The sequence below is a fragment of the Halalkalibacillus halophilus DSM 18494 genome (assembly GCF_000423105.1).
In the GTDB taxonomy this organism is placed as follows: Bacteria; Bacillota; Bacilli; order Bacillales; family Alkalibacillaceae; genus Halalkalibacillus; species Halalkalibacillus halophilus.
The window spans coordinates 35,729-51,193 of record NZ_AUHI01000005.1 but is presented as its reverse complement, the minus strand read 5'-3'; the positions used below and the strand labels follow the sequence as shown (position 1 = coordinate 51,193).

The 15,465-nt window shown below is 36.1% G+C and carries 13 protein-coding genes and 2 riboswitches; of the genes, 9 read left to right on the top strand and 4 right to left on the bottom strand.

What is annotated here, in order from left to right; genetic code table 11:
* Positions 1 to 67 precede the first annotated feature (67 nt).
* Positions 68 to 871 carry a YqhG family protein gene (locus tag G532_RS0102765; RefSeq protein WP_027963425.1) on the bottom strand — a complete coding sequence of 268 codons (804 nt, stop codon included), beginning with the start codon at positions 869 to 871 and terminating at the stop codon, positions 68 to 70.
* On the bottom strand, positions 858 to 2,447 hold the full coding sequence (locus G532_RS0102760; protein WP_027963424.1) for a DEAD/DEAH box helicase: 1,590 nt from the start codon (positions 2,445 to 2,447) through the stop codon (positions 858 to 860). Before G532_RS0102760 ends, G532_RS0102765 begins: the two co-directional genes overlap by 14 nt.
* 122 nt (positions 2,448 to 2,569) lie before the next feature.
* Positions 2,570 to 2,659, top strand: a riboswitch (glycine riboswitch).
* 3 nt (positions 2,660 to 2,662) lie between these two features.
* A riboswitch (glycine riboswitch) is annotated at positions 2,663 to 2,745 on the top strand.
* A gap of 58 nt (positions 2,746 to 2,803) precedes the next feature.
* Here G532_RS0102760 and gcvT point away from each other — a divergent pair.
* From gcvT to gcvPB, 3 genes are read left to right on the top strand one after another with little or no spacing between them, the layout of a single operon-like run.
* Entirely contained in the window at positions 2,804 to 3,907 is a 1,104-nt protein-coding gene (gene gcvT / locus G532_RS0102755) for a glycine cleavage system aminomethyltransferase GcvT (protein WP_027963423.1), read from the top strand.
* 13 nt (positions 3,908 to 3,920) lie between these two features.
* On the top strand, positions 3,921 to 5,270 hold the full coding sequence (gcvPA, locus tag G532_RS0102750; RefSeq protein ID WP_027963422.1) for an aminomethyl-transferring glycine dehydrogenase subunit GcvPA: 1,350 nt from the start codon (positions 3,921 to 3,923) through the stop codon (positions 5,268 to 5,270).
* Positions 5,263 to 6,732, top strand: a complete 1,470-nt coding sequence (gcvPB, locus tag G532_RS0102745; protein ID WP_027963421.1) for an aminomethyl-transferring glycine dehydrogenase subunit GcvPB — start codon at positions 5,263 to 5,265, stop codon at positions 6,730 to 6,732. Before gcvPA ends, gcvPB begins: the two co-directional genes overlap by 8 nt.
* A 127-nt stretch (positions 6,733 to 6,859) precedes the next feature.
* On the opposite strand, the gene G532_RS0102740 is transcribed toward gcvPB, so the two are convergent.
* Complete coding sequence (locus G532_RS0102740) at positions 6,860 to 7,252, bottom strand: rhodanese-like domain-containing protein (protein ID WP_027963420.1); 393 nt, start codon at positions 7,250 to 7,252, stop codon at positions 6,860 to 6,862.
* Between the two features lie 297 nt (positions 7,253 to 7,549).
* On the opposite strand from G532_RS0102740, the gene G532_RS15775 reads away from it, so the two are divergent.
* Entirely contained in the window at positions 7,550 to 11,236 is a 3,687-nt protein-coding gene (locus G532_RS15775; RefSeq protein ID WP_084500507.1) for a vitamin B12-dependent ribonucleotide reductase, read from the top strand.
* A gap of 102 nt (positions 11,237 to 11,338) precedes the next feature.
* Positions 11,339 to 12,244, top strand: a complete 906-nt coding sequence (locus G532_RS0102730) for a patatin-like phospholipase family protein (protein WP_027963419.1) — start codon at positions 11,339 to 11,341, stop codon at positions 12,242 to 12,244.
* 16 nt (positions 12,245 to 12,260) lie between these two features.
* Here the strand turns inward: G532_RS0102730 and G532_RS0102725 are convergent, their stop codons facing one another.
* Positions 12,261 to 12,605, bottom strand: coding sequence for an SA1362 family protein (locus tag G532_RS0102725; protein ID WP_027963418.1), 345 nt, complete (start codon positions 12,603 to 12,605; stop codon positions 12,261 to 12,263).
* 193 nt (positions 12,606 to 12,798) lie between these two features.
* Between G532_RS0102725 and G532_RS14615 the strand changes: the two genes are divergently transcribed.
* From G532_RS14615 to efp, 4 genes are read left to right on the top strand one after another with little or no spacing between them, the layout of a single operon-like run.
* Positions 12,799 to 13,278: a YqhR family membrane protein gene (locus G532_RS14615; RefSeq protein ID WP_051189029.1), complete on the top strand. Its 480-nt coding sequence runs from the start codon at positions 12,799 to 12,801 to the stop codon at positions 13,276 to 13,278.
* Between the two features lie 44 nt (positions 13,279 to 13,322).
* Positions 13,323 to 13,778, top strand: coding sequence for a type II 3-dehydroquinate dehydratase (gene aroQ / locus G532_RS0102715; protein WP_027963417.1), 456 nt, complete (start codon positions 13,323 to 13,325; stop codon positions 13,776 to 13,778).
* 2 nt (positions 13,779 to 13,780) lie between these two features.
* The gene (locus G532_RS0102710) at positions 13,781 to 14,842 is read left to right on the top strand and encodes a M24 family metallopeptidase (RefSeq protein WP_027963416.1); all 1,062 of its coding nucleotides are present in this window, start codon (positions 13,781 to 13,783) and stop codon (positions 14,840 to 14,842) included.
* Between the two features lie 38 nt (positions 14,843 to 14,880).
* Positions 14,881 to 15,438 carry an elongation factor P gene (gene efp / locus G532_RS0102705; RefSeq protein WP_027963415.1) on the top strand — a complete coding sequence of 186 codons (558 nt, stop codon included), beginning with the start codon at positions 14,881 to 14,883 and terminating at the stop codon, positions 15,436 to 15,438.
* The last annotated feature ends 27 nt before the right edge of the window (positions 15,439 to 15,465 follow it).

Below are 15,465 nucleotides of genomic sequence, written 5' to 3'. Positions count from 1 at the left end.
TCTTGTGCGTTTTTTTGTACAAATTGATCTTAATTGCCTTATTAATTTACTTAATAACGATAAAAATTTATACAGAAAGAATTTTTCGAGTAGTAGATTTACTAAGGTATATTAATCCATTGTTAATAAGATTCAAATTTGCTGACGGGTATAGTCGTTCTTCTATTTGTTTGGTTACATGCTGATAAGTGGTATCTGTTTGTTGATCAGATTGATGAAGTCGATTAGATAACTGCATTTCATTTTCATAGAGTTTCAAAGACTCTTTGCTATAGAGTTCATGTCCGTTTATGATTCGTTGTTCTAACTCTGTAATAATCCAATTCTTAGCACGTTCTTTTGAAATGATCGACGGAACAGTATATACATAATTATTTAATTCTTGTTGCAATCTCAAAGAATCGATTGCTTCCATCATTTCAAATCGCATGGAACCAGTGGTTAATAAGATTCCAATACTAAAAGTAATCTCTTTTTGCTGCCAACCTTGAAGTTGAGCGTGAATATTTAGTACATACCAAGGAAGTAATGGGGAATGCACTTCATCTGTATGAATTTTTTCATATAATATTGTATTTCTACCCTCCTGTTGAATAATACGAAAAATGTCTTGTATTATTTTTGACCCGATATGCACAAATTGACCTTCTGAAGCATTATATTCTTTGTTAGTGATAAGGGAGAGAGTAAGAGGCTCACCAGGTATATTCATTGCTTCCCGATATTGCCAGTAGAACGGACGATTCATTAATTGAATATCTAATTCTTTGGTCAATCTTATTTTTATAAAATGATCATTATGTTCTTCTAAGGTTGCATTTCTAGTTGTGAAAAAATCAATCAGGAATGAATGTAAATTAACTTGATTCATGAATATACCCCCTCTTTTGTTCAAGTTCAACAATAGACAATAAGTTATTTATTTTAACTTCTGCTTCCTCATCAGATTTCGATTCCGCTATTATATCAGTGAGTTCTTTTTCCGTATTTGAAATGCCGTACGAACTTAAAATTTGATCAATTTCGCCCATGACGTTTCTGAAGGCATCTAATTTTTTATATAAAATATTCATTATGCGAGTATCGATTGTATCTTCCATGTACAAATAAAATATGGATACGTTTTCTTTTTGTCCGTATCGATCTATTCTTCCAATCCTTTGTTCCAGTTTCATTGGATTCCAAGGTAAATCATAATGTATCATATTGTGACAGAATTGCAGATTTAACCCTTCAGCAAGTGCGTCTGTTGCTATTAGGACATCGCCTTTATTTCTAAAACATTCAATCATCCAACTTTTTTTGCTTTTCTTAAATTTGCCGTTATAAGGAACTGCTATTAAATTGTGTTGTTGACACAACCACTGTAAATATAATTGAGTAGATTTATATTCAGTAAATAAGATAACTTTTTGATTAAGCTGTTTGATCAGTTCGATAGCTTTAAGTGCTTTAGAGTGATCAGGTAGGTTTGCAATGGAGTTGCTTATCTCCTCACAATTAGTTTCATTTAATTTCTTTAATGATACATAACAAGCTTCTCTACTAGAACAAAATTCACGAAGTAAAGTAGTCTGTGTGAATGGGTGTGAGAAATCGGCACCTTCTAGTTCGCGATAGATACACATTTCAGCATCGTTAAAATGAACAGATATTGATTCAATGCTTCTATTCGCATTTGTCCCTTGTATATCTTTCTTTCGATGGCGAACCATTGACTGGTAGAGGAGAGTTTTGATTGAGTCATAAGATTCTTTTTGTACCATTTTCTTAAACTCTATTTGATCACCGAGTAAGCCTGGTCTTACTATTTGCATTAAGTTATAAATCTCTTCAATTTTATTTTGAATAGGCGTGGCAGTTAGTAATAAACAATAGGTGCTCTTAAGTTCTTTAACTAATTGATAGCTAATTGTTTTATCGTTCTTTAGTCGATGTGCTTCGTCCACAATTAGTAAGTCATAGTCTTGTTTAAGTAAGTCTGTCTTATGAGGGTCTTTCTTTGCTAAATCAATAGATGTTACAACAATATCATAGCTTTCCCATGGATAAGATTTGTGTTTCGCCTTTGCAGGAATTAAAAATTTCTCATTTAGTTCTGCCACCCACTGTTGGACTAAAGAAGCGGGAACTAAAATCAAAACCTTTTTAACAACTCCTTTCATCATCCATTCTTTTAATGCAACAGCAGCCTCAATCGTTTTACCAAGACCAACTTCATCAGCTAAAATAGCTCTTCCATGCATTTGAAAAACAATTTTTTCTACAGCTTCAAGTTGGTGCGGCAATAGCTTTAAATCAGGCAAGTATTTAAGAGCAGCCAACTCGCCCACATTAGACAAACTATCTTTCTTCAATCTATAAGCCATAGAAAATATATCCCATGAACAATTTATTTCTCTCGCTTGATCAATCTGTTCCATCAAATAATTGGATTTTACTCTCATTCAGATGTTTCTCTCCTTCCAAATTTAACTATGGGGACGCTTACACAAGATAGGAAATTGTGCTATAATGTCGTATAGATTATAGCTTTATTATGTACATAAATTTGAATACTATAAGGCGAATGAACACAAGGGGAGAGACCACTAGCTGGCGCCGACGGAGCAAATACTTCATGTATGAATCTCTCAGGCAAAAAGACTCTTGTAGGACGCACCTCTGGAGAGAGCTCAGTATTTTAGCGGGCCACCAAAGATGAAAGCAATATTTATTGTGAAACTTTCAGGTGTCAGGACAGAGAATTCCAAAAGATTATTTGGTATTCTCTTTTTTATGCTTAAAATTAGGAGGCGAAAAAATGACTGAAGTGAAACGCACCCCTTTATTTCCGGAATATGAAAAACTAGGAGCAAAAACCGTCGATTTCGGTGGATGGGATTTACCTGTTCAATTTTCAAGTATTAAAGAAGAACATCATGCTACAAGAGAAAGCGCTGGATTATTTGATGTTTCCCATATGGGTGAAATTGATGTCAAAGGTTCAGACAGTGAAGCGTACTTACAAAAAATGATTACGAATGATCTTAGTAAGGTGAAGGTAGGACAAGCTCAATACACTGCTATGTGTTATGAAGATGGTGGCACTGTTGATGACTTTCTTGTATACAAATTGAAAGAAGATCATTTTCTGCTAGTTGTAAATGCTGCAAATACCCAGAAAGATTTTGATTGGCTTCAAGAACATGTGGAGGGAGAGGTTACATTAACCAATATCTCTAATGATCTTGTTCAATTAGCTCTGCAAGGTCCAAAAGCAGAAAAAATACTACAAAAACTCACAGATGATGATCTTTCTAAAATTAAATTTTTCCGCTTTAAAGAAAGAGTTGTCTTTGATGGAATCGAAAACCCAGCTCTCGTTTCACGTACAGGATATACAGGAGAAGATGGTTTTGAAATTTATTTGAATAAAAACTCCGGTAGTGATTTATGGCAAGCGATTTTAGAAACAGGAAAAAATGATGGATTACTTCCTGTTGGTTTAGGTGCTAGAGATACTTTGAGATTTGAAGCAAATTTAGCACTTTATGGACAAGAGCTCACAAAAAACATTACCCCGATTGAAGCTGGGCTGAATTTTGCTGTTAAAGTTAAAAAAGATGTTGAATTCATTGGTAAAGAAGTATTAAAGCAACAAAAAGAAGAGGGACCTTCTAGAAAGTTGATTGGTCTTGAAATGGTTGATAAAGGAATTCCACGAAATGGTTATGAAGTTTTAAAAAATGGTGAGGTAGTAGGGTTTATTACTTCAGGTACACAATCGCCGTCATTAGGTAAGAACCTAGGACTTGCAATTGTTGATACAGCATACACAAATGTTGGTGAAACACTAACTGTACAGGTGAGAAAAAAGCAATTGGAAGCAAAAGTGATTGAACGACCATTTTATAAAAAATCTTAAAGGAGTGAGCTTCATGCAACATCGATATATTCCCATGACTGATTCTGATCAAAAAGAAATGCTTAAAACTATCGGAGTTGAGCATTCAGATGAACTTTTTCAGGATATACCAGAAAAAGTTCGTTTTAAAGGCGACTTAAATATTAAGCCTGCAAAGTCTGAGTATGAATTAACTAAAGAGTTATCAGCTCTTGCAGGTCAAAATAGTAATCTTCAATCACATACATCTTTCTTGGGTGCTGGTGTTTATCACCATTACATACCTTCACTCGTTGATCATGTGATTTCTCGCTCAGAATTTTACACTGCGTACACTCCTTATCAACCTGAAATTTCTCAGGGTGAATTACAAGCGATCTTTGAATTCCAAACAATGATTTGTGAAATTACAGGGATGGAGGTAGCAAATTCCTCCATGTATGATGGTGGAACTGCTTTAGCAGAAGCAGTTAATTTGAGTGCAGGTCAAACGAAACGTAAAAAAATCCTTGTCTCAAAAGCAATTCACCCAGAATCATTAGAAGTGATCTACACCTACGCTAGAGGTTTCAACTTAAACATCGTGGAGATTGATCACGAAGATGGATTAACAGACTTACAACAGCTTCAGTCTGAGTTAGACGAAGATACTGCGAGTGTTGTTATGCAGTACCCTAACTTCTTTGGCCAAGTAGAACCATTAAAGGAAGTAGAGACTATACTTGAGGACCAAAAGAAAACGATGATGATTGTTTCTAGTAATCCCCTTTCTTTAGGATATTTAACACCACCTGGGGAATTTGGTGCGGATATTGTTGTAGGTGATACGCAAGTATTTGGCATACCAGCACAATTCGGTGGTCCACACTGTGGTTATTTTGCTACGACGAAGAAACTAATGCGTAAAGTACCAGGACGGCTAGTTGGTCAAACAGTTGATGAGAATGGCCATAGAGGTTTTGTGTTAACTTTACAAGCTAGAGAACAACATATTAGACGTGACAAAGCTACTTCTAACATTTGTTCAAACCAGGCATTAAATGCTTTAGCTACATCTGTTGCATTAACAACCCTTGGAAAACAAGGGCTTACAGAAATGGCTGAGCTAAATATGAAAAAAGCGCGATATGCAAAGCAAGCATTTGAAAAAGCAGGATTCGAAACAGTATATAGCAATAAATTCTTTAATGAATTTGTTGTTAAGACGAAGCAGAGTGTATCTTCTATAAATGAATCTTTATTATCAAAAGGTTTCATTGGGGGTTATGATCTTGGACAGTTTAACGAAAAACTGAACAATCATATGCTTGTTGCTGTAACAGAGATTCGCTCCAAAGAAGAAATTGATAACTTTGTACAGGAAGTAGGTGCGATTAATGGCTAAACAAACAGATTTTCCGGTAATTTTTGAGTTAAGTCAAGAGGGTAGAAAAGGGTATCAACTTCCTGATCTAGATGTACCTGATGTGGATCTGGACGCGGAATTTGCGTCAGATTATATTCGTACAGAACAAGCGGATCTTCCCGAAGTGAGTGAGCTTCAAATTATGCGTCATTATACTGCTTTGTCTACTAGAAACCACGGTGTAGACTCAGGTTTTTATCCACTTGGCTCTTGTACAATGAAATATAATCCAAAAGTCAATGAAGACGTAGCTCGCTATCCAGGGTTCAGTATGGTTCACCCTTATCAACAAGTTTCATCGATCCAGGGTGCTTTAGGTTTAATGTATGACTTACAAGAATCACTATGTGAAATCACTGGTATGGATGCAGTGACTCTTCAATCTGCAGCTGGAGCACAAGGAGAATGGACGGGATTAATGATGATTCGTGCGTTACATGAAGCGAATGGGGATCATCACCGTACAAAAGTAATTGTTCCAGATTCAGCGCACGGTACTAACCCAGCATCTGCTACAGTTGCAGGATTTGAAGCTGTGACAGTCAAATCAAATAATGAAGGGTTAGTAGACTTAGATGACCTAAGACGTGTGGTGGATGAGAATACAGCGGCTCTCATGTTAACGAATCCAAATACTTTAGGTTTATTCGAAGAGCACATCTTAGAAATGGCAAGTATTATTCATGAGGCAGGTGGACGCTTGTATTATGATGGAGCTAACCTGAATGCGATTATGGGTTATACACGACCGGGAGATATGGGCTTTGATGTTGTTCACTTAAACCTTCATAAGACATTCACCGGCCCTCATGGTGGTGGTGGTCCAGGTTCCGGACCAGTTGGGGTAACAGAAGAGTTAGCTAAATTCTTACCAAAACCATTGATTTCTAAGAATCAAGATGGATTTTATTTTGATAGTGATCGACCATCCTCTATTGGTAGAATCAAACCATATTATGGGAACTTTGGAATTAATGTTCGCGCCTACACTTATATCCGTTCGATGGGTCCAGATGGATTAAAACAAGTAAGTGAAAATGCTGTTGTGAATGCGAATTATATGATGCGTAGATTACAAGAAGAATTCCATTTACCGTTTACACAACACTGTAAGCATGAGTTTGTACTATCAGGAAAAAATCAGAAGAAAATGGGCGTTCGCACATTAGATATCGCAAAACGATTACTTGACTTTGGCTATCACCCACCAACTATTTACTTCCCGATTAATGTGGAAGAAGCGTTAATGGTAGAGCCAACTGAAACAGAATCAAAAGAAACATTAGATGAATTTATTGACGCGATGATTCAAATTTCTGAGGAAGCAAAAGATGATCCAGAAATAGTACAAGAGGCACCTCATAGCACAGTAGTAGGGCGTATGGACGAGACGCAGGCTGCAAGAAAACCAGTGCTAAGGTATTACCGCGAAGAATCGTAAGTTGATAGTTAATAAAAAATAAACAAAGGTCCAGTGCAAATTACATTGCGCTGGACCTTTCTAATCATTATAGGATAGAAGCTACATTCACTGTATTTTAACCGAAAACGATTGATGTACTTAAATTTTAATAACCTTTTTTCTTTACTTTAATCTTGCCATTCCATTTACTGAATCCACCTTTAAGTTGATACAGTTCTTTATATCCCTTTTTACGAAGGAAATTTGCAGCTCTTAATGATCTTGAACCTCTTTGGCAATATAAATATACAGGCTTGTCTTTTCTGATTTCAGCATTTCGCTGTTTCATTTGTGACATAGGTATATTTCTTGCCCCAAGAATATGGCCACGATCGTATTCCTTTGGTTCACGAACATCGATTAGTTCTGCTTTTCTATAACCTTCTTTAAATTGTTCTTCGGATAATGTTTTCAAATATTTTTGTGTGCGCATATTTTTAAATACTGCAAATAGTATAAAACCTGCTAACACAAGTAAGATAATTAACAATACTTCCATTGGGTTCCCCTCTTTCTAGTATAACTTTCCCTATTTCATTATATGTATGATTGCTAGTAGTTTCAAAGGTTTTCTTTAAATAGTTTAACCGAAAATTATGTAGGTCAAAGAAAAATAAGTCTAAGTTCCCTGTTGACTTTTGACATTATTTATGAGTGATAATCTATATATAGATATTTTTTTAAATTATAAATACTATATATTGATTTACTTGTCGGAGTTTGCTATATTGGATTCAGACGAAATACGTAACTAGCATCGTACAACGATTCTATCTTACGCGAAGGAGGTAAGGGAATGCAAGATATTCAAACGAGAGAATTTGTATTAGATACAAAACAGTTAAATGAGGATATTAAACAGTTTCCACAAGTACATCCAATCACCTCTGAAATGGTGTTAACTCACAAAGGTGTATCAAGACTTGTTATGTTAGATCGGTATGCGTTCAAAGACACAGAAAAAAGAACGTTAAAGAAAGGTGACTTTGTCGTCTTAACGATCAAGGAAGACCCTAAATTTCCAGCGAGGGGAACAGGGTTCATAAAGTCGGTTGATATATCCACAGGGAAAGCTATTGTTAAAGTGGAAAATGACTATCAACATGTACTAGAAAATGAAACGGAGCAGGAAACAGGACTAATTGAGCGTAGCATTAGTGTTATAGATAAACCATTAGAAGTGTACTACGAGCAAATTGCAGCTAGAAATGCAACTGGTCTTGCAGCAGTAGAAACTACCCCTGAAAAGAAACAAAAGGCTTATAATGACTTTTATCAAGAGTTATCTAATTTAAATTTTGTACCTGCTGGAAGAGTATTATATGGTGCTGGTTCTAATACAGATGTTACTTACTTTAATTGTTATGTAATGCCATTTGTAAGAGATTCAAGAGAAGGTATTAGTGATCATCGTAAACAAGTGATGGAGATCATGTCACGAGGCGGTGGTGTTGGTACAAATGGATCGACGTTAAGGCCCAAGAATTCTTTAGCGCGTGGGGTCAACGGAAAATCATCTGGTTCTGTAAGTTGGTTAGATGATATTGCCAAGTTGACTCACCTAGTAGAACAAGGTGGTTCTAGACGTGGTGCTCAGATGATCATGTTAAATGACTGGCATCCGGACTTACTTGATTTCATAATTTCGAAAATGCAAAACCCTAGGATCTTAAGATACTTAATTGAAAATATTGAGGATGAAACGGTTCAGCAAATTGCAAAAGATAAATTAAAATTCACACCATTGAGTCTGAATGAAATTCAAATGTATCAAGGGATTGTTAATTATAAGCATATCCCTGGTCAAGGCGGATTTTCAGATGAAAATATTCGTGATGCAGAAAATAAATTAAGAGATGAAGGAACGTATAGTGTTCACAATCCAGACTTCTTAACAGGCGCAAATATTTCTGTATGTATTACGGATGATTTCATGAAAGCAGTAGAAAATGATGAAATGTATGAGTTGAGATTTCCAGATGTTGAAAATTATACTGCAGAAGAGATGGAAGCTTACAACAAAAACTGGCATGAAGTTGGAGACGTTCGAGAATGGGAAAAGCTAGGCTATGGTGTCAAAGTTTATCAGACTATTCCAGCAAATGAACTTTGGAATCTGATCAATATTTGTGCAACCTATTCTGCTGAACCAGGAATTTTCTTTATCGATAATGCAAATAGAGAAACGAATGCGACATCATATGGCCAAAAGGTAGTAGCGACTAACCCATGTTTCCATCCAAATACAAGAATTAGTACAGAATTTGGTCTTATTACGATTGAAGACCTATATAAACAGCAGGGAGATAGAGCTTTTAAAACTGCAACAGACTTGCGCTTAAAAGAGCAAGTGCAAGTGGTAAATGGTCGAACGTATGAGATGCCTGGTGTAGCAATGAGAAATGCAACTGTTTTTCCAACTGGCGAAAGAAAAACATTAAAAATTCAGTTGAAGAACGGAATGCAGTTAAACGTAACTCCAGATCATAGAGTATATACAAATTCTGGTTGGAAAGAAGCTAAAGATCTCACACAAGAGGATGATGTTTACATTCAATCTGGAGCCGGAAACTTCTCCATTCATGATGATCTTTCTGAAGAAAGCGCACTTTTCTTAGGGTGGTTAACTGGAGATGGATGGTTAGCGAAAGATGGAAGAGTTGGACTTGTGTTTGGTCAAGATGATTCAAGTATTATTCCTTCTTTACTTGAAGCTGGTGAAAGTTTATCTGGACTTAAGGCTAAAGTTCACGAGCGTAAAAATGGTACATTCCAAGTAATGTATAACCGAAAATCATTTACAGAGCAATTAGAACAAATGGGTGTAAAACGAACAAAAGCACATTTAAAAAGAGTTCCAGATAAGATATTTACAGCTACGAAAGAAAATGTAGTGACGTTTTTAAGAGCACTTTTTTCTGCAGATGGTACGGTATATACTTCGGATCCAAATCATAGAACTGCAAGGCTAACATCGAGTTCCCAGGAATTATTGCGTGATGTTCAATTGCTGCTATTAAACTTGGGAATTCATGCGAAAATATATGACCGTCATAAGAAAAATCAGGCACAGTTCACTTATACTACTGTGGATGGAGAAGAAAAAACATATGAGAGCCGTCCATTTTATGAATTAATTATTTCAGGAAAGAATTTAAATCTCTTTAAAGAAGATGTCGGTTTCCTATACCATACTGAGAAAGAGGAGAAATTATCTGATCTCAATTCAAATCCGAGAAAAAGAGAGTATTTTATAAGTAAAGTTGACACGATCGAAGAAGGCGAATACACAACAGTATATGATATCACGGAACCAGAAACACATTCGTTAATAGCAAATGGCTTCGTTGCTCATAACTGCGGAGAGCAGCCCTTAGCTCCTTATTCTGTATGTAATCTTGCAGCGGTGAATTTAGCATCTATTGCTGATAAAGATAACAAGAAACCTGACTTTGAAAAGTTAGAGCAAACGGTGGCAACTGGGGTTAGAATGCAAGATAACGTCATCGACTCAACACCTTATTTCCTTGAAGAGAATAGAAAACAAGCATTAGGCGAACGAAGAGTTGGTCTCGGTGTTATGGGTCTACATGACTTATTGATTTATTGTGAAACGGAGTATGGCTCAACTGATGGAGATCAGCTTGTGGATAAGATCTTTGAAACAATTGCAACTACAGCTTATAGGACGAGCATAGAGCTAGCAAAAGAAAAGGGAAGTTTTCCATTTTTAGTGGGGGAAAATGAAGCAGAGACGAAGTTGTTAAGAGAACGCTTTATTGGAACAGGCTACATGCAAAAGATGCCTGAAGATATAAAGCAAGGTGTTCTTGACTATGGCATCCGTAATTCTCACTTACTAACAGTAGCTCCAACAGGTTCAACTGGAACGATGGTGGGTGTATCAACAGGTCTTGAACCATACTTCTCCTTCACTTACTACCGCAGTGGACGATTAGGTAAATTTATTGAAGTGAAAGCGGATATTGTTCAAGAATACTATGATCGTCATCCAGAAGCATCTCAAGAGGAATTACCTGAGTGGTTTGTGACTGCAATGAGTTTATCTCCTGAGGCGCATGCGGATACACAGTGTGTTATCCAAAAATGGGTAGATAGCTCCATATCAAAAACAGTGAATGCTCCAAAAGGCTATAGTGTGGAACAAGTAGAGCAAGTATACAGAAGACTTTATAATGGTGGAGCTAAAGGTGGAACGGTTTATGTAGATGGAAGCCGTGACACGCAAGTTCTCTCCTTGAAAGCAGAAGAAAATGATTTCTCTGAGCAAACGAAACTTTTTGAAGATGAAGAGAAAAAAGTTGTCTTAATGGATACAGTATCAGAATTAGATAAAACAAATGTGAATGTTGGTTCTGAAGTGGGAGATACATGCCCTGTCTGTAGACAAGGAAACATTGAAGACGTAGGTGGTTGTAACACCTGTACAAACTGTGGCGCACAGTTAAAATGTGGATTATAAATGAATATTTTAGAGGCTAAACGGAACTAAGTTTAGCCTCTTTTTTATAGACTTCTACTAAAAAAGGAGTCTCCTCCATACAATTTATAAAGGGGGGAGTCTGTGAATGTAGATGGTGTATTTTCTGGTGGAGGAGTTAAGGCTTATGCCTACTTAGGAGCCCTTTCAATTTGCGAAGAAAAAGGTATTCAATTCAAAAGATTAGCAGGTACGTCTGCAGGTGCCTTAGTAGCCGCATTATTGGCTTCAGGTTATAAAGCAAGTGAATTAGAGAAGATATTTACTGACTTACAACCGAATCAAATTTTGCAAGAAAGCTTTGTAAATAAAAAAATCCCACTAATCAAATGGATGAATGTTTACTTTCGTTTAGGAATATATGGTGGTGATCACTTTGAAGAGTGGTTAACTAATGTCTTAAAGAAAAAAGGAGTATATTCTTTTAATGACTTACCAAAGGATAAACTTCATATCATTTGCACGGATCTTACGAACGCAAGGATCTCCATGTTTCCTAGAGATTTAGAATCCTATTATGATGTTTCTATAGAAGACTTCCCAGTAGCGAAAGCAGTACGTATGAGTATAAGTATTCCATATATTTTTCAACCGGATACAATTCTTACAAAGAGAAGATATAAGAGCTATTTAGTAGATGGAGGGGTTTTAAGTAATTTCCCTTACTGGGTATTCAGTGAAGATGAGAAGCCGTTACGTCCAATAATTGGTATGAAATTAGCTGCTGGCTCCCCTGTATTGCCAAAAAAACCTTTAAATAATGCAGTTCAAATGCTGGAAGCGATTACGCACACGATGATGCAGGCTCATGATGCTAGATACATTTCCGAAGCGGATGCTAAACAGATAATTTTCATACCGACTGAGGGTGTGAGTGCTACTGAATTTGATTTAACGGACTTACAAAAACAATACTTAATTGAAACTGGACGCAGGAAGGCTGCTGCTTTTTTCAAAAGGTGGCAGGGTGATCTAAAAATAACGCAATAGGCGAATTGCCTTTGCGTTATTTTTTATTGCCCTTGATTACTTTTAAATGTTTTGATTGCTTAGATTTTTTACGTTCCAACTTAACAGGTTTTTTAATATGGTTGTTATTACGCAGTTTAGGGTCCGCAGAACCATACCTTTGTTTTGATTGTTTCACAGCTTTTCGGTAATTTGGATTGCCTGCAGTTCGCTTTCGGATTAATAAGAAATAGACAAGTAATCCAATAACTGCTGCTATTCCTATCATCGTGAAAATACTTTGAAGAAATCCTAAAGGATTTGTGATTAGATTACCAAATAGGCCAATTACTGCCAATATACCAATTATAATAATAATCCAACTAATCTTAGAGCTGCGCATTTAAATCCCCTCTCCACATGTTCTATCTTACTTAAGTGTATCTTATTTTTAAAAAAACGTATAGAAGTATGAAAGACATGATTTAGCACATCTTAATTAAAAATACTAAAAAAGTTTGTTGGTTATAAGAGAATATATATTCCTATTGGGGTAGTACTAAACACAAACTTGTTTAACGAAGAGGTGTATGTTTATGGAAAATCATTCTTCCATCATAATGAAAAGTATCATAACTGGTATGTTTGGAGCTTTTATCTTTGGATCGATATTTTCCTTCACGTATTTTTTAACTTTTACAGACTTGTCACATGCTTCATTTACTTTAAGGCCATTTATACAAGATAGTTGGGTAGACCAGTTTTGGGGAGAGATAGTGAGTCTAATTATTATAATATTATTAGGGGCTATACCTGGTTATCTATATTATGCTACTTTGAAAAAGCTTACAGGTTGGCTTCCTGGGTTTGTTTATGGACTAGTTATTTGGGGCATTGTTTATATTGGTATTGGTTTGTTGCTACCTAATATTCCACCTTTAAATGAACTAGGAAGTGATACCATTGTTACATCCGTGTGTTTAGCTGTATTATACGGTGTATTTGTCGGCTATACCATCTCTTACGATTACCATGGAGAAAGATTGGACCGTAAAATGTCACAAAACAATGAATAATTATGATAAACTGTACTAGAAAAGCCTTTAGGTGGTGAATGCATATGACAAAATTTCTTCTGTTAAATGGACCGAACCTTAATTTTTTAGAGAAAAGGGATTCTAGACAATATGGTAGTCATACATTAGATCAGATTGAAAATGATTTAAGAGATTTCTTGATGAATCATGGTTTGTCATTAGAAAGTAAGCAATCAAACCATGAGGGAGAATTGATTGACATACTTCAACAAACCTCCTTGGATCAAGAATTCGCTGGCGTGATTTTTAATCCTGGAGCATACACCCATACAAGTATTGCCTTAAGGGATGCGATTGAAGCTATAAATCTCCCAGTGATCGAAGTGCACATTTCAAACATACATAACCGAGAGTCTTTTCGAAATCAATCCTACATTAGTGCAGTAGCTTCTGGACAAGTTGTAGGATTTGGTGTAGCTGGATATCAGATAGCAGCATACGGACTAATTCAATTAATGAATGAAAAAGGGGAGAGATAAGCATGGAAAAAATAAATAGACTAAGAAACAAAATTGCTTCTGAAGATTTAGACGGATTGCTAATCACGAGTGGTCAGAACCGCCGTTATATGACTGGATTTACAGGCACTGCAGGAGTTGTACTTATTACAGGTGAGGATGCAAAATTTATTACCGATTTTCGCTATACTGTACAAGCTAAAGAACAAGTAGAAGGATTTGAGTTAATTGAACATCGTGGCCCTATTCAAGATGAAGTGGCAGCTCAAGTGGAAGCGCTTGGTATAAAACGATTAGGTTTCGAAAAAGAACACCTAACTTATCAAACTTTCGAAACATATCAAAAAGTATTGAAAGCTGAATTTATACCAGCAGCAGGTATGGTAGAGGAGCTTCGTTTAATTAAGAGCGATCAAGAAATTGCTATCTTAAAAGATGCAGCGAAAATTGCCGATGATACGTTTGAATATATTCAAACGGTTATTAAGCCAGGTGTAAGAGAAATCGACGTCTCCAATGAACTAGAGTTTTTTATGAGAAAACAAGGGGCGGTTTCGTCTTCTTTTGATATTATTGTAGCTTCTGGTTATCGTTCCGCATTACCACATGGCGTAGCTTCAGAAAAAAAGATTGAATCAGGGGAATTAGTAACTCTTGATTTCGGGGCGTTATATAAAGGGTATTGTTCAGACATGACACGTACGTTTGCTGTCGGTGAAATTAGCGATCAGCTAAAAGAAATTTATGACACCGTTTTACAAGCCCAATTACGTGGAATGGAAGGTACAAAAGCCGGGATTACAGGTAAGGAAGCTGATGCATTAACTAGAGATTATATAAAAGAAAAAGGTTACGGGGATTATTTTGGGCATTCTACTGGACACGGACTTGGTATGGATGTTCATGAAGGACCAGCACTCTCGTTCAAAAGTGATAAAGTACTAGAGCCTGGCATGGTAGTAACAGTGGAACCTGGAATTTATGTGCCGAACGTAGGTGGTTGTAGAATAGAGGATGACACAGTCATTACTGAAAATGGAAACCAAAGACTAACCCATTCCACTAAAGAGTTAATAACGTTATAATAAAAAAAGCATCTTCGATTGATTAGAGGAGGAAGATTATGATTTCAGTAAACGACTTTAAGACAGGATTAACGATCGAATTAGATAATTCCATTTGGCAAGTATTAGAATTTCAACATGTGAAACCAGGAAAAGGTGCAGCATTTGTCCGTTCTAAACTTAGAAATCTTGAAAATGGTAGTATTCAAGAAAAAACATTCCGTGGTGGAGAAAAAGTAAACAGAGCGCACTTGGAACGTAATAATATGCAATATTTATATGCGACTGGGCCAGCGCACACTTTTATGGATACACAAACATTTGATCAAATTGAAATTCCCGAAAAAACAATCAAAAATGAACTGAATTACTTGAAAGAAGGCTTGGAAGTTCAAGTTTTAATCTATGATGGAGATACTTTAGGAATTGAACTTCCTAATAACGTTGATTTAGAAGTTGTAGAAACAGAACCAGGCATAAAAGGGGATACAGCAAGCGGAGGTACGAAGCCTGCAACATTAGAAACAGGTTTAATCGTACAAGTTCCATTCTTTATTAATAAAGGTGAAGTTCTAACTATTAGCACTTCAGAAGGTAAATATGTTTCTAGAGCTTAATGAATTAAATACTTAAGAGCATTCGCA